Below are 23,667 nucleotides of genomic sequence, written 5' to 3'. Positions count from 1 at the left end.
TCAGTTAAAAGCTTAAGTGTTGAGATAAAAATCAATGTTCTTCAGATGCCATCGACAGATAGACGATCGTGAGGACCATGAAAATGAAAGCCTGCAGCGAAATGATCAGGATGTGGAAAATGGCCCATGGCACATTCAACAACCACTGCGACCACCACGGCAGCAGGCCGGCAATCAGGATAAAGATCAGCTCACCCGCATACATGTTACCGAACAGTCGCAGACCCAGTGATACTGGCTTGGACAGCAGGCTAACACCTTCAAGAATCAGGTTAATGGGGATGAAGATCGGGTGATTAAAAGGCTGCAGCGTCAACTCTTTGGTGAAGCCGCCAATGCCTTTCATTTTGATGCTGTAGAACAGAATCAAAATAAATACGCCCAGCGCCATAGACAGCGTAATGTTCACGTCTGCAGATGGCACGACGCGCAGCGCCGGCAAACCTAAATAGTGCTCGCCGATAAACGGCAGCAAATCGATAGGCAGCAGATCCATGAAGTTCATCAGGAAGACCCAAACGAAAATCGTCAGAGCCAGCGGGGCGATAAGTTTGCTTTTACCGTGGTACATGTCACGCACGTTGTTATCAACGAAGCCGACAACCAGTTCGATAGCCGCTTGTAATTTCCCTGGAACACCGCTGGTAGCGCTTTTAGCTACTTTGCGGAACAACACCAGGAAAATCAGTCCCAGCACCACAGAGAAAAACATGGAATCGATATTTATTACCCAGAACGTCGCGGGAGCGTCGTGCGGATTCACCAACTCGAAAGTACGCAGGTCCAACTGAAGGTTATTCAGGTGGTGACCTATGTATTCTTGCGGAGTAGAGATTTCTCCAGCAGCCATGATGCCTCTTACCCTTTGTTGTTAATTACAGCCGGCGCGACGATCTGCACCACCAGCACCGATAACCACGTGATTGCGAGCGGCCAGAAGACCGCACCAAACACACCCAACGCCACCGCGAGAAAAATGACCGTTGTGAACACCTTCATCACTTCACCGAGGGCGAAGCTCCAGGCAACACGGCCTTTCGCAGGCGTTTGATCCTGCAGGCGCCAGGCTAAAAACATAAACAACACGTTCGGCAGCCAGGCTGCCGCTCCACCGGCGATGGCAGAGGCGCCCCAGGAGACCTCTTTCAGGGTAAAGAGCGCACCGATGATGACAAAGGTCACCAGCTGAATGATCAGCACGGCCCGGGCTAATTTCACACTGTAAAGAGACACTGACATGACGCTGAACTCTCCTGCCCCGAACGGGGTATGTCGCGTGTCGTATAAGACTGCCTTTACTCATTTGAGTCAAGCAGCAAAAGCCGTGCAAATTATACGGGCGCCACCTGCGATTTCAATCGGTAAGTAGCGAAAAGGTGAACAATTATTTAAATTTCTTTCTGGAGCGCTATTTTTGAAAACATCGCCTGGCGAGCAGGGTTCGATGAAAATCTGAAATTGCCCTTCCGACTTGCTTTTAAAGCGTGCTTTAGATCACATAATAAACAAGGAATGGCGATGTGAATTTGTTTAAGTTATGAAAATTAACATTTCATAACCCAGTAAATGGATTATTTATCAATAGATTATAATTATCCGGAAACCACATATCATTGATTATCGATAAAAACACTCTATTGACATCATGTCCTGCAATAAAAACGTAAAACTGATATTACGCACGCCGATTTATTGCAGAGTTATATTTTCCACAGTGATTATTTGACTGCGTAAATACACGCCATAACGTGATCTAAGTGATAATGAAATGTGAATTAATAGTTAAATGTAACAGGACTTTTCGGATAATTTCCGGGATGAATGTTAACTTGCTTACCCTGCCCCACCGAATAAATGCTTTTATCCCAAAATGTTCAATCGCTGCTTTTTCATTCAATTTCATCACGAAAGCAAACGGTATGGATTGACTTAAATCCATACCGTTGAAAAGGCTATTTTCGGCTAATCACGACTAAATGCCGTTCACCGTCCAGTTCCGGCACCTGCAGCGGTTGAATTTTCTCCACGACAAAGCCAGCAGGCAAGGCTGATATCTCATCATCCGGACGTACCCCCTTCAAGGCATAAAAACGTCCTTCACGACCCGGCAAATGATGGCACCAGTTCAGCATATCTTCCAGTGAGGCGAAAGCACGGCTAATAACGCCATCGAACGGCGGCTCGGATGGGAACTCCTCCACGCGGCTCTGCACGGGCGTAACGTTAGTAAGTCCTAACTCATGCTGTACCTGGCGCAGGAAACGCACGCGTTTGCCAAGGCTATCAAGCAGTGTGAAATGCGACTGCGGGCGTACAATGGCCAGCGGAATACCCGGTAAGCCAGGCCCGGTGCCAACGTCAATAAAGCGATCGCCCTGCAGATGCGGCTCAACCACCACGCTATCGAGGATATGTCGTACTAGCATCTGCTGCGGATCGCGCACCGATGTCAGGTTATAGGCCTTGTTCCATTTATGCAGCAGCTCAACATAGCCAACCAACTGCTGTTTTTGTTGATCGGTAAGGGAAATGTTTGCCGCTTTCAGCAGCGAGGAGAGTTTGTTAATCACGACGAGAATTCCATTAACGGGGGCGAGGTACCTCGCCCCGAAGTCTATCAGGCGCTTTTACGCAGCAGGCCCTGTTTTTTCAGGTAGATCAGCAGAATCGAGATCGCCGCAGGCGTAATGCCCGAAATACGAGAGGCCTGGCCGATGGAGGTGGGTTTGTGATCGTTAAGCTTGGCAATCACTTCATTCGACAGACCATTAACCTGACGATAATCGAGATCCACAGGCAACAAGGTATTTTCATTGCGCTGCTGGCGATCAATCTCTTCCTGCTGGCGTGCAATGTAGCCTTCGTACTTCACCTGAATTTCAACCTGCTCGGCGGCTTGCTCATCAGCGAGCGCCGGGCCATAGCTTGCCAGCGAGGTAAGCAGCGGATAGGTCATTTCTGGACGGCGCAGTAAATCTTCACCGCTGGCTTCTTTGGTAAGCGGTGCACTGATCACCGTGTTTACCTCCGCCACGTGATCTGATTTTGGGTGCACCCACAGATCGCGCAAGCGTTGACGCTCTTGCTCAATCGCTTCCAGTTTTTGGTTGTAACGTGCCCAGCGAGCATCATCAACCAAACCGAGTTCACGGCCTGTCTCTGTCAAACGCAGATCGGCGTTATCTTCACGCAGCATCAAACGATACTCGGCGCGCGAGGTGAACATGCGGTACGGCTCTTTGGTACCCAATGTGCAGAGGTCATCGACCAAAACACCGAGATAAGCCTGATCGCGCCGTGGCGCCCAGCCCTCTTTGTCTGCAGAAGAACGCGCCGCATTGAGGCCGGCTAGCAGACCTTGCGCCGCCGCTTCTTCGTAGCCTGTGGTGCCGTTGATCTGACCGGCAAAGAACAAGCCGTGGATAAATTTACTTTCCAGCGTTGGTTTTAGATCGCGAGGATCGAAGAAATCATACTCAATGGCATAACCCGGACGCACGATCTTCGCGTTTTCAAGGCCCTTCATGGAGCGGACGATCTGCATTTGAACGTCAAATGGCAGGCTGGTGGAGATGCCATTGGGGTAGATTTCATTGCTGGTGAGACCTTCCGGCTCGAGGAAGATCTGGTGCGCGTTACGATCGGCAAAGCGCATCACTTTATCTTCGATCGACGGGCAGTAACGTGGACCAATACCTTCGATGATCCCGGCATACATCGGGCTACGATCAAGGTTATTGCGGATCACGTCATGGGTCTGTTCGTTGGTGGAGGTGATCCAGCACGGCACCTGCTGTGGATGCTGTGAGACTTTGCCCATGAACGAGAACACCGGCATTGGGTTATCACCGTGCTGCGGAGCCAGTACTGAAAAATCAATCGAGCGCGCATCAATGCGCGGTGGCGTACCGGTTTTCAGACGGTTCACGCGCAGCGGCAGTGCACGCAGACGTTTCGCCAATGGAATTGATGGCGGATCGCCCGCTCGTCCACCGCTGTAGTTATCCAGGCCAATGTGGATTTTGCCATCAAGGAACGTCCCGACGGTCAGTACCACGGTTTTGGCGCGGAATTTCAAACCCATCTGTGTCACAGCACCGACGACGCGATCGTTTTCCACAATCAGATCGTCAACTGCCTGCTGGAAGATCATCAAATTTGGCTGGTTCTCCAGCGCAGTGCGTACCGCCTGGCGATACAGCACGCGGTCAGCCTGAGCGCGCGTAGCGCGTACTGCTGGGCCTTTACTGGCGTTTAGTATCCTAAACTGGATGCCAGCCTGGTCAATTGCCGTGGCCATCAAACCGCCTAAGGCATCCACTTCCTTCACCAGATGTCCTTTCCCGATGCCACCGATCGCCGGGTTACAGGACATTTGTCCAAGCGTATCAATGTTATGGGTGAGTAACAGGGTTTGCTGACCCATTCGGGCGGCGGCCATCGCGGCCTCGGTGCCCGCATGACCACCACCGATTACGATGACGTCAAAAGGATCTGGATAAAACATGAAGTGGGTCCTCGTTAATGTTCGGACAGGGATCGTTGCCCTGGGCGGTGGATTCTACTGAAATTATCTCGGCGGCGAAAGTCGCGGGATCCTGAGGTTTAAAAGAAAGGATCTTTATTCTTTTATATGATCTCTCTGTTAGATCTACTATTAGGATCGCACCAGGCTGTTGATAACCCGGAAAAGCCACGATTTAACAGCGTATTAGAGAGGATCGTTTGCTGTGAATGATCGGTGATCCTGATCCGTATAAGCTGGGATCAAAACAGCAACTTATGCACAGCCTAAAAAAGAAACAGCGGTTGTTATTGGGATAACTACCGGTTATACGCATGAATCAGGCTATGTTATCCACAGCTGATCGCGTGTTTAAAGCAAAAAAACAGCGCAATAAACTGGGGATCGTTCTATTTACCCGATCCCCGGCCGGCAAAGATCGTTTTAAATCTGGGTTTTCCATGTGGACACCCACACTTCAGCCGCGTCTTCCGGGATCTCATGCTCAAGCACGTCGATCTCAAGGCGATCGCCAATGCGTTTGGCACCCAATTGGTTCAACTGCTCTTCCAGCAGCTTGATCGCGCCACAGAAAAGATCGTATTCGTGGTTGCCGATGCCGACTGCACCATAACGTAAGCCGGAAAGATCCGGTTGCGTCTCCTGCAATGCTTCATATAAAGGAAGCAAGTTGTCGGGGAGTTCACCGGCACCGTGCGTGGAGGTCACAATCAGCCAAATGCCTTCCTGCTGCAGCTCATCGAGCTCAGGCCCATGCAGCACCTCGGTTGAGAAGCCCGCTTCCTGCAGTTTTTCTTCCAGATGTTCAGCAACATATTCGGCGCTGCCAAGGGTACTTCCACTGATTAACGTAATATCGGCCATGATGCTCTCCCGCACTAAAGGCGAGCATTGTACGCTGTGATCAAGCCGTGATCCACCTGTGGAAAACAGGGTTAATAGTAGAAAGCATCAGGCGGCAAGTCACGCTGTGCGCGCGATCTGCCGGGGATAAGTTTGTGCACAGTTTAGATGGGGATCACGGCTTAATGGTGCGCATGATGGGGTTTTGCAGTGAGATCAGGGTTTCGGTGGACTGAATTTCGTCGATAGTCTGGATCTTGTTGATCAACACCTGCTGCAGTGCGTCGATTGATCGACACATCACTTTGATAAAAATGCTGTAATGGCCCGTGGTGTACCAGGCCTCAACGACTTCATCTAAGGCTTCCAGCTTACTAAGCGCCGCCGGATAATCACGTGCGCTCTTCAGGATAATGCCGATAAAGCAGCACACATCGAAGCCAAGCTGGCGCGGATCAATCTCCACGCGGGTGCCTAAAATAATCCCCGCCTGACGCATTTTTTCCACGCGAACATGAATGGTGCCCGGGCTCACGTTGAATTGTTTAGCGAGTTCGGCATACGCGGTGCGTGCATTTTGCAGCAGCGCATTCAAAATGCCGCGATCCAGGTTATCCAGCTGAAGGTTTTCCGCCATTGTCCATCCTCGTTGAGTTCTTCTTCTATGAATAGAGGAGAATGTGCAGCAAATTAGCGGTGCAGGCAAGGTGCAGACAACAGCCATGCCGTTGTCTGCACGCTTTATTAGCGCTTGCGCCAGAAGGTCACTTGCGCCTGTGTATGCTGGAATTTGCGCGCCGTCTCGCGGATAACAAAGGGGATATCCTGCGGCGGTGCGACTTCGTCAAACGCGTCACGTAATACGCGTTGCAACGCCTGGTAAGTGGTGAGTGCTTCGCCATTCTCACGCACACCACCCAGCCAGTTTTCTTTCGGGGTGAATTCCTCCAGCCAGGTATAAGGTGACGACAGCACCAGCAAGCCGCCGGCCCGGATCATCGGCGTAACATCCTGCAGGAAGCGTTTGGGCTGACGCAGACGATCAATCAGGTTGGAAGCGAGTACCAGATCGTAACGATCCGGCTGTGGCTTCAGGTTACAGGCATCGCCCTGCACAAACTGGATACGCTGCGCTTGCTGAGCCTCAAGACCAAACTCTTTCAACCGTACCTGCCGATACTCCACCAGCTCGCCTTCTTCTGGCACCACGTAACGGAAATCTTCTCCCGATGTCAGCTGTAGCGCGACATCAATAAAGCGCGCCGAGTAATCCATTCCGGTTACTGCATCAAAATGGCGCGCCAGCTCGAAACTGGCGCGTCCGGTGGCACAACCTATATCCAGCGCCTGGCCGCGCTCCTGGCAATGCGGCAGCAATTTTTCCACCAGCGCAGCCGCGTAGTTGGGCACGCCGTAGTAACTCGGACCGTACTGGAAATCGAGGTATTGCGACACCATGCTATCCGTTTCATAAGGATTGAGCGCCATCGTTTCTTCATGTGATGAAACCACATAGCGGAAACCGGCGTGCTGGAAGAAGTGACGGCGGAAAGCGTAGCGTGCGGATTTCAGCGCTTCGTTGCCGGTAGAAATCCAGCTGCCGCCTTTAATTAGCGCATGTTTGCCATCAAAGGTCGGCGTGGAGAAATCATCGTAGAGCGGGTGGACTTTAAAACCTTCGAAGCCGTTGGTCGGGGTGGTGGTCCACTGCCATACGTTGCCGACAATGTCGTAGAACTCACCCTGAGCAAAGCGATCGACCGGGCTGGACGAAGCCCAATACGCCAGATTGATATTGCCTGGCGCGTCAATCCAATCCGGCTGGTCGACGCTTACCTGTTCACGTAGCTGCGCCCATTCCGCTTCACAGGGGAGTTGCACGGATTTACCGGTCTCTTCAGCCAGCCAGCGACAGAACGCAGCGGCTTCCAGCTGATTCACCTCCGCTGGCCAGTCCCAGGGCATCGCGACTTCCTCAGCCAGCAAGCGCAGCTTTAGCTGATCGGGTTGCTTTTCGTCCCCGACCCAAAACGTCGGCATTTGCGCGCCGGAGAATTCGCGCCAGCCCCAGCCTTCATCATCCCACCAGCGGCGATCGTTATAGCCATCCGCCGCGATAAAGCGGTAAAACTCGGCATTGCTCACCAGCATTTTACTGGCCTTAAACGGCTTCAGTTCTGTCTGCTGGCTGCCATATTCATTATCCCAGCCGTAGGTGTCGTCTGTTTTGCCCTGCTGCACACGACCCCCGGGCATGGCGACCAGCGTATTGGCTGGCACAGATTGACGATCGTGACGCGCCTGCGGGCAAACCGGCCAGTGCGGTTGCGCTTTTACCCACTCGATGGGCAACTGGCGCATCAGCACGCTGGAGGTTTCCAGATGAATACGTTCGTGCTCGATCCCCATCAAAACCACCCACGCCGGGCTTTCCCAATCGATGGGCAGCGCCAACGGCATGGTGCGAATGAACTCGCTCACCAGACTTTTTACTTTGCCGCGATAGTCGCGGACTTCAGCGATAGTTGGCCAGTCGTAATGGTTGTCGTTGAGATCGTCCCAGCTCATCTCATCCACGCCGATCGCCATCATCGCCTCAATACGATCGTCGACGCGTTGATCGAGATAGCGTCCGGCCATCAGCTTATTAATGTAGAAGGTCGCAGTGTGGCCAAAGTAGAAGATCAGCGGATGACGCAGCGAAATGGCTTTATTAAACCAGGCGCGTTCGTCGGCCAGACAATCAAACAGGCTTTCATACAGTTCCCAGGTTTGGGTGAAGTACGTTAGCAGTTCGGCTCTTTTTTGTTCGGTATTTTGGCCGGAGAGTCGCAGCGTGTGGGTCGGTGCGGGAAGTTGGGCGGTGGTCACAAGGTGCTCCATTTGCTTGGTGTGCGAACTTATCACTATAGCAAATTAGCATTTCCGCCAGATGACTTAGCGCTGCCAGCGGCGCAGCAGGCGACTTTTCAGGCCGGTATCAAAGCGCCAGATGTGATCGAAAATGCGCAGAATGCCGGGTTTGCCATGCAGCGACATTGCGACCGCGTGGAAGCGCTGTTGATAGTGGCGCTGACGCTGCTTAATGGTGCTAACGACATCGTCGGGCAAACGCTGGGCAATAAAATCCGACACGATCACCGCATCCGCTTCCTGCCACGCGTTGCCTTCCATGCGTTTTACTACGGCGGCAAGGCAGGCGGCGAGATCGGTGCCGCCGCGAAAGCGCTGGCTGAGAAAACGAATGGCCTGCTCAATGCCATTGTCGGCGGTGAGCTCATAGCCGATCACTTCATGTGCAAACAACATGATGTAGCAGCGGCGCTTATCCGCCAGCGCCACTTTCAGCAGCGCCAGGCAAAAAGCTTTGGCGCAGCGTTCGTTGAAACCGCCCATCGAACCGGAGGTATCCACGCAGACGATAAACGGTCCGCGCGGCTGCTCTTCGTGTTGCTGGTGGCTAACCGGTCTCATGGTGACTTTTTCGTGCCACGCATCGCCCTGTAAACGGTAGGTCAGCAAGCGTTTCTCGACCAAACGTCGATAAAATTCCAGCTCTAACTCGCTAATGCTCAGCGCCGCCAGCTCTGGCGGTAGCAGGCGCAGCACATCATCGCTCTGATGAATGCCGCTGACCTCTTCCGGCACATTATCCGGTTCACGCACCAGTTGGTGAAACGCCTCCAGCGGCGCATCCTGCGATGGCACCGATTTGGCCTCGCGGCTGCGTCCCAGCTGTTGCGCCAGCTTCATCAGTTCCGGCTGCTGAGCAAGGAAATCGCCATACTGCACAATCAGCTCGTAATCGCCGTGCTGCAGCGGCGCTTTGCTCAAATCCCACAGGCGACCAGCCGCGGCCTCATCGTCATCGGTAAGAATCGGTGCTAGCTGACCGCTGATCGCCATGCGCTGCTGCAGTTCCGCCATCAGGCGTTCGCGCTGCTCTTCCAGAATGGTTTCATTTAGCGTCAGCGTTTGCAGTGTCAGGCTGAGGCGCCAGCGTTGCAGAAACAGCGTGTGCTGCGCGTTACTGAGCTGTGTGTTTTCGGCATTAAGAAGCAGTTTGCTGGCTTCTTCAATAAACGGCGACGGCAGACTTTTCAGCTGCGTCATGATGTGGGGTAACTGCTGGGTGAAATTTTGCGTGCTGAGCAGCTGCATCTGCTGAAACAGCTGAAATTCCTGCGCCAGCGTTTCCGGCACCGGCGTGGCTTTGATCTGCTCGGCAATCTCCGATCGCCAGCGTGGCAGATCGCGCATTAATGCCTGCTTCATGCGGGGAAATTTTTCAAAAAAAAGCGCCAGCTGCGGCGAGGCGAGTAACGCGATGATCAGCTCTTCTATCAGCTCGGTTTCGCCAATCGATAGCAGCGTACTCAGCGTCTCTAGCGAGATCATTTTCTCGCCTGTTTCAGCTGTTCCGCTACATCCTGCAGGCTGGTTTCAATGCGAGCCAGCCAGTCATCGCTAATGAACAAGCAGCGCTGCTGCTGGCTAAATAGCGTACGTTGCGTGCGCAGCTGCGTTTCCAGCGCCTCATATTCATCGGCGATCTCCTGCGGCATCTCGCTGCTGTTGCTGGCGCCCGGCAGCGTGAGTCGCGTGGATTGCAGGCTAACATCGCGCAGCGTCAGGCAGTGATGCGTATCCACCAGCATATCGAGCGTCTGACCAAAGCCAATGCCATTTAGCTTGCCACGGATTTCGCCGCCTTTCAGCAGCCACTGATTCAGGGCTTCACGCCCCAGCAGAATGTGCGTTACCTGCATATCGTGCAGCATTAGCGGCTGTTGCAGCATCAGTGTCAGCTGTTCGTCCGCAATCGCGGCGGGTAATTCATAATGCGGTTTGCGGCTGAACATGCCGCTGTGTTTCTCCAGCGTCAGCGCTTGCGCCACACTTTGCTGCTGTTGCAGCGCCAGGCGACGGCCTTTGATCTGCTGCAGTTTGTGTAGCAGCGCCTGTTGCTGCCACGCATGTTGCGACATCAGCGTATCAATTTCGCGATCCAGCAGCTTCATCGAGGCCACGTCATGCCATAGACAATCTTTCAGCAGAATTAAATCGATGGGGGCGATGGTTACGCGACCACTATAGAATGCGCTGGCCTGCAACAAATGAATGGCTTTTTTCCAGCGGCGATCGGAGATGTAGGGCGCATCCGGCAGCGTTTCTAGTTGCTGGCGTAGCTGATAAATCAGTTCGAACACGTGATCCGGCAGGCTGACCTGGCTGATGCCTTTCTGCCACTGCTCATACTCTTCATCGCTGATGCGCAGTGACTCCGCCACAGGATTGTCGTTTTCGTCCTGCTGATGGGTGAGCATGCTGCGGAAATTCTGTTTCTCATGCACGTTATCCAGCCACAGACGAATCAACATGCGGTCATACAGCGCTTCCAGTCCGCTATCCGCTTCAGGCAATTCGTTGGAGGCGGTAACCAGCAGGCGCATCGGGATTTTTTCTTCGCTATCGCCGTTACGGAAGCGGCGTTCGTTGATGGCGGTTAGCAGGGTATTCAGAATCGCCGGGCCGGCTTTCCAGATTTCATCAAGGAAGACAATCTCAGCATCGGGCAGATAGCCTTTGGTCAGTCGCTGATAGCGGCCCTCATCTTTGAGTGCCTGAATCGACAACGGGCCAAACACCTCTTCAGGGGTAGAAAAACGGGTCATCAGATATTCAAAAGCGCGGGCGTGCTGGAAGGCATATTTCAGGCGGCGGGCGATAAGGCTCTTGGCGATGCCCGGCGGCCCAAGCAAAAACACGCTTTCCCCGCTGAGCGCGGCCAGCAGACAGAGACGGATCGCGTGATGGCGTTCATACAGCCCTTTTTCCAGCGCGTTGCTCAGGCGAGAAATTCTTTCTGCCAAAAGATGGGGTTGAGCCATAATCACATCATTATCCTTTTGATCCTGGTGCCGTCATAGTTTGGCGAGCGCAATACTCTACTGATTATCATGCGCGAATGCGTTGATAGCCGTCAGCTTTTTTGTTTCAGAAGGTTGATGCGAGAGAACTCGCCGCTTCCAACGGTTTTTTAGCCCGATTTTCGGCGAAAAACCGCGTCACCGACGCGATGGTGACACTTTGTAAGAGTAGGTTTTTTTGGGAATATGTGCATACTGTGCGCTTTTTGATGGCTTGAGCGGTAGGCAAGTGCCTCCGGCTCCAACAAAAGACAACTTATGAGCTCGGATAAGAAACAGTCCCTTGGTGCAGTCACGCTGGCGGCTATTGGCGTGGTGTATGGCGATATCGGTACCAGCCCGCTCTATACATTGCGTGAATGTCTCTCTGGCCAGTTTGGTTTTGGCGTTGAACGTGAAGCGGTTTTTGGCTTTCTTTCGCTGATCTTCTGGCTGCTGATTCTGGTGGTATCACTCAAGTACATCAGCTACGTGATGCGTGCAGATAACGCCGGAGAAGGCGGAATTTTGACGCTAATGTCGCTGGCCGGACGCAATACTGGCGCCAGAGCAACGGCGATTCTGGTGATCATGGGACTGATTGGCGGCAGCTTCTTCTACGGCGAAGTGGTGATTACACCAGCCGTTTCGGTGCTTTCTGCAATTGAGGGGCTGGAAATTGCGGCCCCAAGTCTGGATGCCTATATCGTGCCCCTGGCGATCGCCGTTTTGACCCTGCTGTTTGTTATCCAGAAGCACGGCACCGGCATTGTCGGTAAGCTGTTCGCACCGGTAATGCTGCTGTGGTTCCTGGTTCTGGCGGTATTGGGCGCGCGCAGCATCATCAGCAACCCGGACGTGCTGCACGCGATGAATCCCTACTGGGCGCTGCACTTCTTTATCGAATACAAAACCGTTTCCTTCTTCGCGCTTGGCGCGGTGGTGCTGGCAATTACCGGCGTGGAAGCGCTGTATGCCGATATGGGCCACTTCGGTAAATTCCCGATTCGTCTTGCCTGGTTCATCGTGGTGCTGCCATCGCTGGTGCTGAACTACTTCGGTCAGGGCGCGCTGCTGCTCAAACATCCGGAAGCGATCAAAAACCCGTTCTTCCTGCTCGCACCGGACTGGATGCTGATCCCGATGTTGATTCTGGCGACCTTAGCCACGGTGATCGCCTCGCAGGCGGTGATTTCCGGCGTGTTCTCGTTAACGCGTCAGGCGGTGCGTCTCGGCTACCTGCCGCCAATGCGCATTGTGCACACCTCTGAGGAAGAGTCCGGGCAGATTTATATTCCGGTGATCAACTGGCTGCTCTACTTCTCGGTGGTAATTGTGATTGTCGGCTTCGAGCACTCCAGCAATCTGGCCGCGGCGTACGGCATTGCGGTAACGGGCACCATGGTGCTGACCGCGATTCTTTGCTCTACCGTGGCGATTCAAAACTGGCACTGGAACCGCTATCTGGTAGTGCTGATTCTGATTGCCATGTTGTGCATCGATGTGTCGCTGTTCTCCGCCAACCTGATCAAAGTGTTCTCCGGCGGCTGGCTGCCGCTGACGCTGGCGCTGATGATGTTCATCATCATGACCACCTGGAAAAGCGAGCGTTTCCGCCTGCTGCGTCGTATGCATGAGCACGGTAACTCTCTGGAAGCGATGATTGCTTCACTGGAGAAATCGCCGCCGGTGCGGGTGCCAGGTACCGCGGTATACATGTCGCGTGCGCTCAATGTGATTCCATTTGCCATGCTACATAATCTCAAACACAACAAAGTGCTGCATGAGCGCGTGGTGCTGCTGACGCTGCGCACTGAAGATGCACCTTACGTGCACAACGTACGTCGAGTGACGATTGAGCAGCTGTCGCCCACTTTCTGGCGCGTAGTGGCCAGCTACGGCTGGCGTGAAACGCCGAACGTGGAGGAGATTTTCCACCGCTGCGGCCTTGAAGGGCTGAATTGCCGCATGATGGAAACCTCGTTCTTCATGTCGCATGAATCGCTAATAATCGGCGATCGTCCGTGGTATCTGCGCCTGCGCGGCAAGCTGTTCCTCGCGCTGCAACGTAATGCGCTGCGCGCGCCGGATCAGTTTGAAATCCCACCGAACCGCGTGATCGAACTGGGAACCCAGGTCGAGATTTAACGCTCTGCGCGTCACCAGCTTAAGGTGACGCGCAATCCTCCGCTGACGCGCTGGCTGAACTGCAATCGAATGCCGTGCAGCTGGGCAATATTCTTCACAATGGAAAGCCCCAATCCACTGCCGGTTTGTGTCTGTCCCGGCGGTCGCCAGAAGCGTTCACCCAGCCTCGCCAGTTGTTCTTCGCTGACGCCAGGTCCGTTATCGTCAACGGTAATGGCGCGCGCATTAAGCTGCACATTGATGATGCTGCCCGAAGGTGAGTAGCGCAGCGCGTTATCCAGCAGATTACGCACCATTAAATTCAGCAACAGCGGATGACCGTTCATCACCGGTTCGGCGTGGTGAGTAAATACTAAATCGGTATGCTGCTGTTCCGCCTGCGGGAAATGCTCCGCCAGCAGATTTTGCAGCAGCGGCGCTAAAGCGACCGGTTGAAATTCGCTGCGCAGATCGTCAGCCTCGACGCGTGAAAGCGTCAATAGCTGATCTACCAAGCGCGTGGCGCGCACGATGCCGCTATCCAGCTGCTGAATGGCGCGTTTGCGCATCGTTTCATCATCATCGGCCAGCTGAATCACTTCGCTCTGTACGCGCAGCGCCGCCAGCGGGCTACGCAGCTCATGGGCGGCATCGGAGGTAAAGCGGCGTTCACGTTGTACCAGCTGTGCCATGCGGTTAAACAAACCATTCAGCGCTACCACCAGCGGTTTCACCTCATTGGGCAGGCGCGCGTCCGGCAGCGGTTTAGCATCATCCGGCGCACGCTGATGCAGCGATGCGGTAAGGCGTTTCAATGGACGCAGCTCAAACCACACCAGCGCCAGCAAAAACAGCAGCATAAAGGGCATGGCGATCAGCCAGGGTAACAAGCTGCTGAGTGCCAAATCGCGCGTCATATCGTCGCGATATTCCCACTCCTGACCCACCACCACGTGATAGCGTTTATCGGCAGAGGTAAGCCACACTAAGCGCCAGCTGTCTTTATCGTCGCGCAGGTGGCCATCGACAAAACCATCGCGCTGATGATCAAACTGCAAATCGCGACCGTTTTCGCCATCGTTCAACAGCGGCTTGCCCTCGGCGCTGTAAATGGCAAATGCCAGTGCATCATCATCCTGATCGCCCCGATGATGACGCAGGATAGATTTGGTTTTTGGCAGCGTAACGTCTTGCCGCGAGGTGGGATCGAGCGCGATCAGGCGCTTTGCGAACAGCATTTGCTGCGTATCAAACAGCTCGTTCACCGTATCGCGGGTTTGCTGCCAGGCGCTGAGGCCGGCAAGTCCGCCGTACAAGAGGATCAGCACGACAAAACCGATGGCGAGGCGCAGGAACAGGCTCATTCCACCGCTCCCAGCGTATAGCCCACGCCATGCACGGTACGAATAAACTGACTGCCGAGTTTTTTACGCAGATGATGAATATGGACTTCCACCGCATTGCTGGAGACATCTTCATCCCAGCTATACAGTTTTTCTTCCAGCTGGCTGCGCGTTAGCACGCGGCCAGGATTACGCAGAAAGAGCTCCAACAGCGCCAGTTCCCGACTCTTCAGGCTGACGGCTTCGCCATCGCACATTACGCTGTGGCTGCCGGGTGCCAGGGTAACCTTGCCGTGTTTAAGCTCTGGCTGCAGCTGTCCATGACGACGACGGATCAGCGCCTGCAAACGTGCGGCTACTTCTGTTAGCGCAAACGGCTTGCACAGGTAATCGTCGGCGCCGAGCTGCAATCCTTGCACGCGCTGATCGAGCGCATCGCGCGCCGTGAGAATCAGCACCGGCACATCGTGTCCTTGCTGGCGCCATTGACGCAGGATGTCTAAACCATCGCGTTCCGGCAGCGACAGATCCAGCACTACCGCATCCCAGGGCGCGGCGGTTAGGGCCTGAAATCCGCTTTCCCCCGAGACAAACCAGTCGACGCTGAAGCCGAGTTTGGTGAGGCCAACCTTCAAACCGTCGCCAATCAGGGCGTCATCTTCTATCAATAAAATGCGCATAACTTCTCCTTCTGTTAAGCGGAGTTATACGAAGCACATTCTTTCTTGTACAGCGAAAATCGCGGCAAATAGGCTATTTTTCAGGAATGTATGCGCAAAGCGTTCTCTTAAGATCCTGTTAAGAACCTTATGGTGAAATAGCGCATGTAAACCAACACATTCATGGAAACGAGGTGAAAAATGAAAAAATCTGCTGCTTTATTCGCGATTGTCGCGCTGGCCGCCACGCCGGTTCTTGCTGCGCAGCAAGGGGGTTTTGTGGATCCCTCTGCACCAACGGCACAGGTCAAGTCTGGTGGTTTCAAAGCCGATAACACTAGCATCGTCACGGTAAAACAGGCCGAAGAGATGAAAGACGATAGCTGGATTACCGTACGCGGTACGCTTGATAAGCAAATCGGTGATGAGGATTATCAGTTCCGCGATGCTACTGGCACCATGAAGGTCGAAATCGATCATAAACGCTGGAACGGTTTGACCATCACACCGAAGGATCAGGTGGAGCTGACCGGCGAACTGGATAAGGATTTCAACGCTATCGAACTGGACGTGAAACAGGTACGTAAACTGCCATAATTTCCTCCCCGGGGCCGTGTAAGCGGCTCCGCCATCCCACCAAACTCAAATTCCCGCTGGCACAAGCGAAACGTTTCGATGGCGATCACATTTCCGTGATGTCGTCATTGAGTTGCCGCGCGCATTTTATACACTCCCGATCAGCGAAACGTTTCGCTGTGGAGTGGAAGAAATGAAAAAAGGTCGCTTGTTAAACGCTGAAGTCTCTCATGTGATTGCCCGCCTGGGGCACACCGATACGCTGACGATTGCAGATGCAGGCTTGCCGATTCCGGCCGGTCCACAGCGCATCGATCTGGCATTAACGCCGGGTACGCCCGAATTTTTACAGGTGGTCGACGTTATCACGCAGGAGATGCAGGTCGAAAGCGCCCTGATGGCGGAGGAGATTAAACAGCATAATCCGCCGCTCCACAGCGCACTGCTCGCCGTGCTCGAAGCCTTGCAACGGCACCAGGGGAATGTCATCACCATCCGTTACACCAGCCATGAACAATTCAAACAACAGACACAGCGCAGTCAGGCGGTCATTCGCAGCGGAGAGTGTTCTCCGTATGCGAATGTCATCCTGAGCGCTGGCGTGACCTTCTGAGGCCGTTATGCAACCGTTATTGCAACTCAAAGGGATTGAAAAATCGTTTCCTGGCGTGAAAGCGCTGAATGGCGCCTCGCTTGCCGTCTATCCTGGCCGCGTGATGGCGCTGGTGGGCGAAAACGGTGCCGGTAAATCTACCATGATGAAAGTGCTGACCGGCATTTACAGCATGGACGCCGGCTCCATGCAGTGGCTGGGTAAGGATGTGGCGTTCTCGGGCCCGAAAGCTTCGCAGGAAGCGGGCATTGGTATTATCCATCAGGAACTGAACCTGATTCCGCAGCTGACCGTCGCCGAAAATATTTTCCTTGGTCGTGAATTTGTTAACCGCTTTGGCCGCATCGAATGGAAAAAGATGTATGCCGCAGCGGATGGATTGTTACAACGCCTTAATCTGCGCTTCAGCAGCCACAAGCTGGTGGGCGATTTGTCGATTGGCGATCAGCAGATGGTTGAGATCGCGAAAGTGCTTAGCTTCGAGTCAAAAGTCATCATTATGGATGAACCGACCGATGCGCTCACCGATACCGAAACGCTGTCGCTGTTCCGCGTGATCAACGAACTAAAAGCGCAGGGCTGCGGCATTGTCTATATCTCGCACCGCATGAAAGAGATCTTCGAGATTTGCGATGACGTCACCGTGTTCCGCGACGGGCAGTTTATTGCCGAGCGCGCGGTCAGCGATCTCAGCGAAGAGAGCCTGATCGAGATGATGGTGGGGCGCAAACTGGAAGATCAATATCCACGCATTGATCAACAACCTGGCGAGATCCGTTTAAAAGTCGAAAACCTGAGCGGGCCGGGCGTTGATAACGTCAGCTTTACGCTGCGTAAAGGGGAAATCCTTGGCGTGTCTGGCCTGATGGGCGCGGGCCGCACTGAACTGATGAAAGTGCTGTACGGCGCGCTGCCACGCAGCAAAGGCAAAGTCACGCTGAATGGACGTGAGATCGTGACCCGCTCACCGCAGGATGGCTTAGCGAACGGCATCGTCTATATCTCCGAAGACCGCAAGCGCGATGGCCTGGTGCTCGGCATGTCGGTGAAAGAGAACATGTCGCTGACCGCGCTGCGCTATTTCAGTACCGGCGCGGGCAATCTCCGGCACAGCGATGAGCAGCTGGCGGTGGGCGATTTTATCCGCCTGTTCAACGTTAAAACCCCCTCCATGGAGCAGCCGATTGGGCTGCTGTCCGGTGGTAATCAGCAGAAAGTAGCGATTGCGCGAGGTCTGATGACACGCCCCGATGTGCTGATTCTTGATGAGCCAACACGCGGCGTCGACGTTGGGGCGAAAAAAGAGATCTATCAGTTAATTAACCAGTTTAAAGCCGAAGGGCTGAGCATCATTTTGGTGTCGTCAGAAATGCCGGAAGTGTTGGGTATGAGCGATCGCATCGTGGTGATGCATGAAGGCCATCTGAGTGGCGAATTTTCCCGCGAGCAGGCTACCCAGGAATCCCTGATGGCAGCGGCAGTCGGTAAGCAACACAGCGAGGAGTTAGTTGTATGAGCACCCAAACCCTACCCGCCAGCCGCCGCTGGTTCAGCAAAGCCTGGCTGCTGGAGCAGAAATCCCTGATTGCGTTGATCGTGCTGATCGCCGTGGTCGCCAGCCAGAGCCCAAATTTCTTTACGCTGCCGAATATGTTCAACATTCTGCAGCAGACGTCGGTCAACGCCATCATGGCGGTGGGGATGACGCTGGTGATTCTGACTTCAGGCATTGATTTGTCGGTGGGATCGCTGCTGGCGCTGACGGGCGCGGTAGCGGCATCAATTGTCGGATTAGAAGTGAATGCGCTGGTCGCCGTAGCGGCTTCGCTGGCGCTCGGCGCGGCAATTGGCGCTCTTACCGGTGTAATAGTCGCACGCGGCAAGGTGCAGGCTTTTATCGCCACGCTGGTGATGATGCTGCTGCTGCGCGGCGTCACTATGGTTTATACCAACGGCAGCCCAATCAATACCGGTTTCAACGATAACGCCGATCTGTTCGGCTGGTTCGGTATTGGCCGCCCGCTGGGCATCCCAACGCCGGTTTGGCTGATGGCAGTGGTATTTGCACTCGCGTGGTACATGCTGCATCACACGCGCCTCGGACGTTACATCTACGCGCTGGGCGGTAACGAAGCGGCTACACGCTTATCCGGTATCAGCGTTAACCGCGTCAAAATCATCGTCTATTCGCTGTGCGGCCTGCTGGCGGCATTGGCAGGCACCATCGAAGTGGCACGCCTCTCTTCCGCACAACCCACGGCGGGTACCGGTTATGAACTGGATGCCATTGCCGCGGTGGTGCTGGGCGGCACCAGCCTGGCGGGCGGTAAAGGCCGCATCATGGGCACGCTGATTGGTGCGCTGATCCTCGGCTTCCTGAATAACGGCCTGAATCTGATGGGCGTATCGTCTTACTACCAAATGATTGTTAAAGCCGTCGTCATTCTGCTAGCGGTGCTGGTGGATAACAAAAGCAGTAAATAACTCTGACCTTCACACAGGATTTAAAAATGAAAAAGTTAACTGCATTGGCCGTCATTCTTGGCGCCACCCTCAGTGCTGGCGCAATGGCCAAGGACACCATTGCTCTGGTGGTTTCAACCCTGAATAATCCGTTCTTTGTGTCACTGAAAGATGGCGCACAGAAAGAAGCTGATCAACTGGGTTATAACCTTGTCGTGCTGGATTCGCAGAACAACCCGGCGAAAGAGCTGGCGAACGTGCAGGATCTGACCGTACGCGGCACCAAGCTGCTGCTGATCAACCCAACCGATTCTGATGCGGTAGGCAACGCGGTGAAAATGGCGAACCAGGCGAACATTCCGGTGATCACTCTGGACCGTGTTGCTGCGCAAGGTACCGTGGTGAGCCACGTTGCTTCTGACAACCGTTTCGGCGGCAAAATGGCCGGTGACTTCATCGCTAAAAAGCTGGGCGATGGCGCGAAAATCATTGAACTGCAGGGCATTGCCGGTACGTCTGCGGCGCGCGAGCGTGGCGAAGGCTTTAAACAAGCGGCAGATGCGCACAAATTCAACATCCTGGCGAGCCAGCCTGCTGACTTTGACCGTACTAAAGGTTTGAACGTCATGCAGAACCTGCTGCAGGGCCATCCGGATGTGCAGGCGGTGTTCGCACAGAATGACGAAATGGCGCTGGGCGCGCTGCGTGCGCTGCAAACGGCCGGTAAAACCGACGTGCTGGTGGTGGGCTTCGATGGCACTGCTGACGGCGTGAAAGCGGTAGAATCGGGTAAACTGACCGCTACTGTGGCACAGATGCCAGACAAAATTGGCGTGATTGGCGTGCAGACCGCCGATAAAGTACTGAAAGGCGAGAAGGTGCAGTCGGTGAACCCGGTTGACCTGAAGCTGGTGACTAAATAATAAGTAAAGAAAAGCAGGGCAACGCGCCACCTTCCCGGTGGCGCATCTTTCTGGATGAATCCCAATGAGCAAACGCGCAAAACTGGCCGTTCTCGGCAGCATTAATGCCGATCACATCCTTAACCTCACCCACTTTCCACGTCCGGGCGAAACGGTGATCGGGAAACAGTATCAAATTGCCTTTGGCGGCAAAGGGGCCAATCAGGCGGTGGCCGCTGGCCGTGCCGGTGCTGACATTGCCTTTATTGCCTGCGTCGGTGCCGATGATATTGGCGCACGCATTCGTCAGCAGCTGCAGCAGGATCGCATTGATACTGCGCCGGTCGAAATCGTTGCGGATGAAGCCACCGGTGTGGCGATGATCTTCGTGAATGGCGAAGGCGAAAATAATATCGGCATTTATTCCGGCGCCAATGCAGCGCTGACGCCGGCTCGCGTTGCACACCATCAGCAGGTAATTGCCGATGCCGATGCGTTACTGATGCAGCTGGAATCACCGCTGGAAAGCGTACTGGCGGCGGCGAAAATTGCCCGAGAGCAGCATACCCAGGTCATTCTCAATCCCGCGCCGGCTACACAGCTTTCTAATGAGCTGCTCGGATTGATCGACATCATCACGCCAAATGAAACCGAAGCAGAAATTCTCACCGGCATCGCGGTAAAGAACGATGAAGACGCAGCGCGTGCCGCGCAGGCATTGCATGCCAAAGGTATTGCTACCGTGTTAATCACGTTAGGCCGTCGCGGCGTGTGGCTGAGTGAACAAGGAAACGGCGTGCGTATTCCGGGCTTCAACGTGCAGGCCATCGATACCATCGCTGCGGGCGATACCTTTAACGGTGCGTTTATCACCGCGCGTCTGGAAGGTGTGGCGATGCATGATGCCGTGCGTTTCGCCCATGCCGCCGCGGCGATTGCGGTGACGCGTCCAGGCGCGCAGCCCTCAGTGCCGTGGCGCACTGAGATCGACGCCTTCCTGCAACAACAGGGTTAAGCGCTTGGCTACCATGAAAGATGTCGCTCGCCTGGCGGGCGTCTCGACCTCCACCGTTTCGCACGTCATCAATAACAATCGCTTTGTTAGCGAACAGGTGCGGGAAAAGGTCGATCAGGCGATTCGCGAACTCAACTATGCGCCGTCCGCGCTGGCGCGCAGCCTAAAGATTAAGCAAACGCGCACCATTGGCATGTTGCTGACCGCCAGCAGCAACCCGTTTTACTCCGAAGTGGTGCGCGGCGTGGAAAACAGCTGTTACGAACGCGGCTATAGCCTGATTCTGTGCAATACCGAAGGTGATGAAGAACGCATGAACCGCAGCCTCGAAACGCTGATGCAAAAGCGTGTCGATGGTTTGCTAATGATGTGTACCGAAACGCATCTGCCTTCAGCGGAGATCCTCAATCGTTATCCGTCGGTGCCGATGGTGATGATGGACTGGGCACCGTTTGAAGGACGGGGTGACATCATTCAGGATAACGCCCTGCTCGGCGGCGAACTGGCTACCCAGCATCTGATCGATCGCGGCTATACGCGCATCGCGTGTATTGCGGGTCCTCAGGATAAAACCCCGGCGCGTTTGCGTCTTGAGGGTTTCCATAAAGCGATGGCTAATAGCGGGTTGTTGGTACCGCCGGGCTATGTCGTTGATGGTGATTTCGAGTTTCAGGGCGGTTTCAACGCCATGAATCAATTACTGACTTTGGATTCGTTGCCTGAAGCGGTCTTTACCAGCAACGATGCGATGGCCGTTGGCGTCTATCACGCCTTGTTTCAGGCTGGATTGCGTGTGCCGCAGGATATTGCGGTGATGGGCTATGACAACATCGAGCTGGCACGTTACCTGACGCCGCCGCTCAGCACCGTCCATCAACCGAAAGATGAGCTCGGCGAACTGGCGATTGATACCTTGATACATCGCATGAGCGATCCCGACGCCAGTCAGCAAACGCTGGTGCTGACGCCGGAGCTGGTAGAACGTGGTTCGGTTTAAGCGGCTTTCTTCTTTTTCTCGCGGTTGGCGATGAGATTTCGGCCATCGCCTGGACGCAACATCATAAAGGTAAAGGCCGACAACACGGTGACAACGCCCATCGTTAGGAAGGTGGCGTGGAATTGCTGCACGGTGGTCGTCTCGAAATCCTGATAAAAACGCAGCACCGCGGCGCTAACTGCCACACCAAAGCTGATCGACAGCTGCTGCGTGACTGCCAGCACACTGTTCCCCCCGCTGGCGTTCTCATCATTCAAATCTGCGAGCGTTATGGTGTTCATTGCGGTGAACTGTGTCGACATCGCCATACCCAAAATCAATAGCGCTGCCAGCAGCATAACTACGCTCCCGCCCGGTGATTGCAATGAGAACGTCGCGATGAGTACACCGATAATCATTGTGATGCCAACCAACGTACGGCGATAACCGAGACGCCGAAGCACTTGCGTCACCGTGGATTTAGCCAGTATTGCGCCAATCGCGGTTGGTCCCATCATGCATCCTGCAATTATCGCAGGATAACCAAAGCCCACCTGTAACATCAGCGGCATCAGGAAGGGGATACAGCCGGTACCCAGACGTGAGGCAATATTGCCAAGGATGCCGACCGAGAAGGTGCGGGTTTTGAACATGGGAAGATTGATCAGCGGTGCCGGATGACGCCGTGCATGCACAATATAAAGAAGCAGTAACACAACACCGCTTACTAACACCAATACGGCTTGCCATGGCAACACGACGCGCTCGCCAAACAGTTCGATGCCAACGGAAATCAGCACAAGGCCCAAACCAAACAGCAGGAAGCCTAAAAAATCAAAGCGACGTTTTGGCGTGGTGAAGTCTGGCATATATTTGCGCGCATAAAAGATGCCTGCGATGCCGATGGGAATGTTGATCAGGAATATCCAGTGCCAGCTGGCGTAGGTGACCAGCAAGCCACCGAGCATCGGGCCGAGAATCGGTCCAACTAAACCCGGCATAGTGACGAAGTTCAAAACGGGTAGCAGTTCGCTACGCGGATAAGCACGCAGCAGTGCCAGGCGCGCGACGGGCATCATCATTGCTCCGCCAATCCCTTGTATCACGCGTGAAATCACCAACATGCTCAGTGAGCCAGATAAGGCACAAGCCAGTGAACCCAAGGTAAACAGCGAAACGGCAAGAATGAAGATTTTGCGTGTGCCGTAGCGATCGGCCAGCCAGCCACTTACCGGGATCAGCATCGCTACCGTTAACGTGTAACTGATGATGGCGGATTGCATGGCGAGTGGAGAGCGTTCAAGGCTGGTGGCAATAGCGGGAAGCGCAGTATTAAGGATGGTGGCGTCGAGGGCTTGCATGAAAAACGCCATGGCGGCGATCCAGGGCAAACCGGCCATACTGCGCGCGGAGCGAATCATTGAAAATCCTTCTCTAATAATTGTCAGCCTACAACAAAGTTAATTGCATTTGGCTAAACAGAATAGCATTGGAGTTTAAGGTGGTGGCGCTGATTTATGTCACTGCATTGGCGGTTTTGACTGATTCTTCAGCGAGAAATGTCTGTTTTTAACGCGTTCGTTTAAAAAAGAGGCGCTCAGTTATTTTTTTACAGGAAATGCTTGTCAGCTCCGAATAACTCCCTATAATGCGCCACCACTGAGACGGCAAAGCGGCAACGCAGGCGGCTCAGCAGGGAGTGAAGAAATTCATCCC

At 54.2% G+C, this 23,667-nt stretch carries 20 protein-coding genes; 8 read left to right on the top strand and 12 right to left on the bottom strand.

Features of this window, described 5'->3' with window-relative positions; genetic code table 11:
- Positions 1-31: 31 nt before the first annotated feature.
- The 9 genes from atpB to ravA form a co-directional block, all read right to left on the bottom strand.
- Positions 32-850 carry a F0F1 ATP synthase subunit A gene (gene atpB, locus ACIP6T_RS20100; RefSeq protein ID WP_097095513.1) on the bottom strand — a complete coding sequence of 273 codons (819 nt, stop codon included), beginning with the start codon at positions 848-850 and terminating at the stop codon, positions 32-34.
- Between the two features lie 8 nt (positions 851-858).
- A complete protein-coding gene (gene atpI / locus ACIP6T_RS20095) occupies positions 859-1,239 on the bottom strand; it encodes a F0F1 ATP synthase subunit I (RefSeq protein WP_400458591.1) in 381 nt (126 codons plus the stop codon).
- 713 nt (positions 1,240-1,952) lie between these two features.
- The gene (gene rsmG / locus ACIP6T_RS20090; RefSeq protein WP_400458590.1) at positions 1,953-2,570 is read right to left on the bottom strand and encodes a 16S rRNA (guanine(527)-N(7))-methyltransferase RsmG; all 618 of its coding nucleotides are present in this window, start codon (positions 2,568-2,570) and stop codon (positions 1,953-1,955) included.
- Between the two features lie 47 nt (positions 2,571-2,617).
- Complete coding sequence (gene mnmG, locus ACIP6T_RS20085; protein WP_097095516.1) at positions 2,618-4,507, bottom strand: tRNA uridine-5-carboxymethylaminomethyl(34) synthesis enzyme MnmG; 1,890 nt, start codon at positions 4,505-4,507, stop codon at positions 2,618-2,620.
- A gap of 441 nt (positions 4,508-4,948) precedes the next feature.
- Complete coding sequence (gene mioC / locus ACIP6T_RS20080) at positions 4,949-5,389, bottom strand: FMN-binding protein MioC (protein ID WP_097095517.1); 441 nt, start codon at positions 5,387-5,389, stop codon at positions 4,949-4,951.
- Between the two features lie 154 nt (positions 5,390-5,543).
- A complete protein-coding gene (asnC, locus tag ACIP6T_RS20075) occupies positions 5,544-6,005 on the bottom strand; it encodes a transcriptional regulator AsnC (protein ID WP_097095518.1) in 462 nt (153 codons plus the stop codon).
- A 107-nt stretch (positions 6,006-6,112) separates the two neighbouring features.
- Positions 6,113-8,251 carry a 5-histidylcysteine sulfoxide synthase gene (ovoA, locus tag ACIP6T_RS20070; protein WP_400458588.1) on the bottom strand — a complete coding sequence of 713 codons (2,139 nt, stop codon included), beginning with the start codon at positions 8,249-8,251 and terminating at the stop codon, positions 6,113-6,115.
- A gap of 54 nt (positions 8,252-8,305) precedes the next feature.
- Positions 8,306-9,766 carry an ATPase RavA stimulator ViaA gene (gene viaA, locus ACIP6T_RS20065; protein WP_097095520.1) on the bottom strand — a complete coding sequence of 487 codons (1,461 nt, stop codon included), beginning with the start codon at positions 9,764-9,766 and terminating at the stop codon, positions 8,306-8,308.
- Positions 9,763-11,259 carry an ATPase RavA gene (gene ravA / locus ACIP6T_RS20060; protein ID WP_097097620.1) on the bottom strand — a complete coding sequence of 499 codons (1,497 nt, stop codon included), beginning with the start codon at positions 11,257-11,259 and terminating at the stop codon, positions 9,763-9,765. Before ravA ends, viaA begins: the two co-directional genes overlap by 4 nt.
- 297 nt (positions 11,260-11,556) lie before the next feature.
- Here ravA and kup point away from each other — a divergent pair, with 297 nt between their 5' ends.
- Entirely contained in the window at positions 11,557-13,425 is a 1,869-nt protein-coding gene (gene kup / locus ACIP6T_RS20055; protein ID WP_345827661.1) for a low affinity potassium transporter Kup, read from the top strand.
- 11 nt (positions 13,426-13,436) lie between these two features.
- Here the strand turns inward: kup and qseC are convergent, their stop codons facing one another.
- Together qseC and qseB are read right to left on the bottom strand one after the other, a co-directional pair.
- Positions 13,437-14,768, bottom strand: coding sequence for a quorum sensing histidine kinase QseC (qseC, locus tag ACIP6T_RS20050; RefSeq protein ID WP_400458585.1), 1,332 nt, complete (start codon positions 14,766-14,768; stop codon positions 13,437-13,439).
- Positions 14,765-15,427 (bottom strand): quorum sensing response regulator transcription factor QseB, encoded by a 663-nt coding sequence (gene qseB / locus ACIP6T_RS20045; RefSeq protein WP_097095523.1) that lies wholly within the window; start codon positions 15,425-15,427, stop codon positions 14,765-14,767. The genes qseC and qseB overlap by 4 nt, the downstream gene beginning before the upstream one ends.
- 180 nt (positions 15,428-15,607) lie before the next feature.
- On the opposite strand from qseB, the gene ACIP6T_RS20040 reads away from it, so the two are divergent.
- The 7 genes from ACIP6T_RS20040 to rbsR all read left to right on the top strand — a co-directional run bounded on the left by ACIP6T_RS20040 (position 15,608) and on the right by rbsR (position 21,972).
- Entirely contained in the window at positions 15,608-16,003 is a 396-nt protein-coding gene (locus tag ACIP6T_RS20040; RefSeq protein WP_400458582.1) for a YgiW/YdeI family stress tolerance OB fold protein, read from the top strand.
- A 172-nt stretch (positions 16,004-16,175) separates the two neighbouring features.
- The gene (gene rbsD, locus ACIP6T_RS20035; protein WP_097095525.1) at positions 16,176-16,595 is read left to right on the top strand and encodes a D-ribose pyranase; all 420 of its coding nucleotides are present in this window, start codon (positions 16,176-16,178) and stop codon (positions 16,593-16,595) included.
- Positions 16,596-16,602: 7 nt separating this feature from the next.
- Complete coding sequence (rbsA, locus tag ACIP6T_RS20030; RefSeq protein WP_345827665.1) at positions 16,603-18,111, top strand: ribose ABC transporter ATP-binding protein RbsA; 1,509 nt, start codon at positions 16,603-16,605, stop codon at positions 18,109-18,111.
- On the top strand, positions 18,108-19,079 hold the full coding sequence (gene rbsC, locus ACIP6T_RS20025) for a ribose ABC transporter permease (protein ID WP_345827667.1): 972 nt from the start codon (positions 18,108-18,110) through the stop codon (positions 19,077-19,079). The genes rbsA and rbsC overlap by 4 nt, the downstream gene beginning before the upstream one ends.
- Positions 19,080-19,105: 26 nt before the next feature.
- A complete protein-coding gene (gene rbsB, locus ACIP6T_RS20020; RefSeq protein ID WP_097095528.1) occupies positions 19,106-19,981 on the top strand; it encodes a ribose ABC transporter substrate-binding protein RbsB in 876 nt (291 codons plus the stop codon).
- A 64-nt stretch (positions 19,982-20,045) separates the two neighbouring features.
- Positions 20,046-20,975 carry a ribokinase gene (rbsK, locus tag ACIP6T_RS20015; protein WP_345827669.1) on the top strand — a complete coding sequence of 310 codons (930 nt, stop codon included), beginning with the start codon at positions 20,046-20,048 and terminating at the stop codon, positions 20,973-20,975.
- Between the two features lie 4 nt (positions 20,976-20,979).
- The gene (gene rbsR, locus ACIP6T_RS20010; protein WP_400458579.1) at positions 20,980-21,972 is read left to right on the top strand and encodes a ribose operon transcriptional repressor RbsR; all 993 of its coding nucleotides are present in this window, start codon (positions 20,980-20,982) and stop codon (positions 21,970-21,972) included.
- On the opposite strand, the gene mdtD is transcribed toward rbsR, so the two are convergent.
- The gene (gene mdtD, locus ACIP6T_RS20005; RefSeq protein ID WP_345827670.1) at positions 21,969-23,372 is read right to left on the bottom strand and encodes a multidrug transporter subunit MdtD; all 1,404 of its coding nucleotides are present in this window, start codon (positions 23,370-23,372) and stop codon (positions 21,969-21,971) included. The genes rbsR and mdtD overlap by 4 nt on opposite strands.
- Positions 23,373-23,667 lie beyond the last annotated feature (295 nt).

It is taken from the genome of Pantoea sp. NPDC088449, assembly GCF_044753225.1.
GTDB lineage: Bacteria > Pseudomonadota > Gammaproteobacteria > Enterobacterales > Enterobacteriaceae > Pantoea > Pantoea floridensis.
Note: the sequence above shows the minus strand (reverse complement) of the source record. Positions and strands in the feature narration are given on the sequence as shown.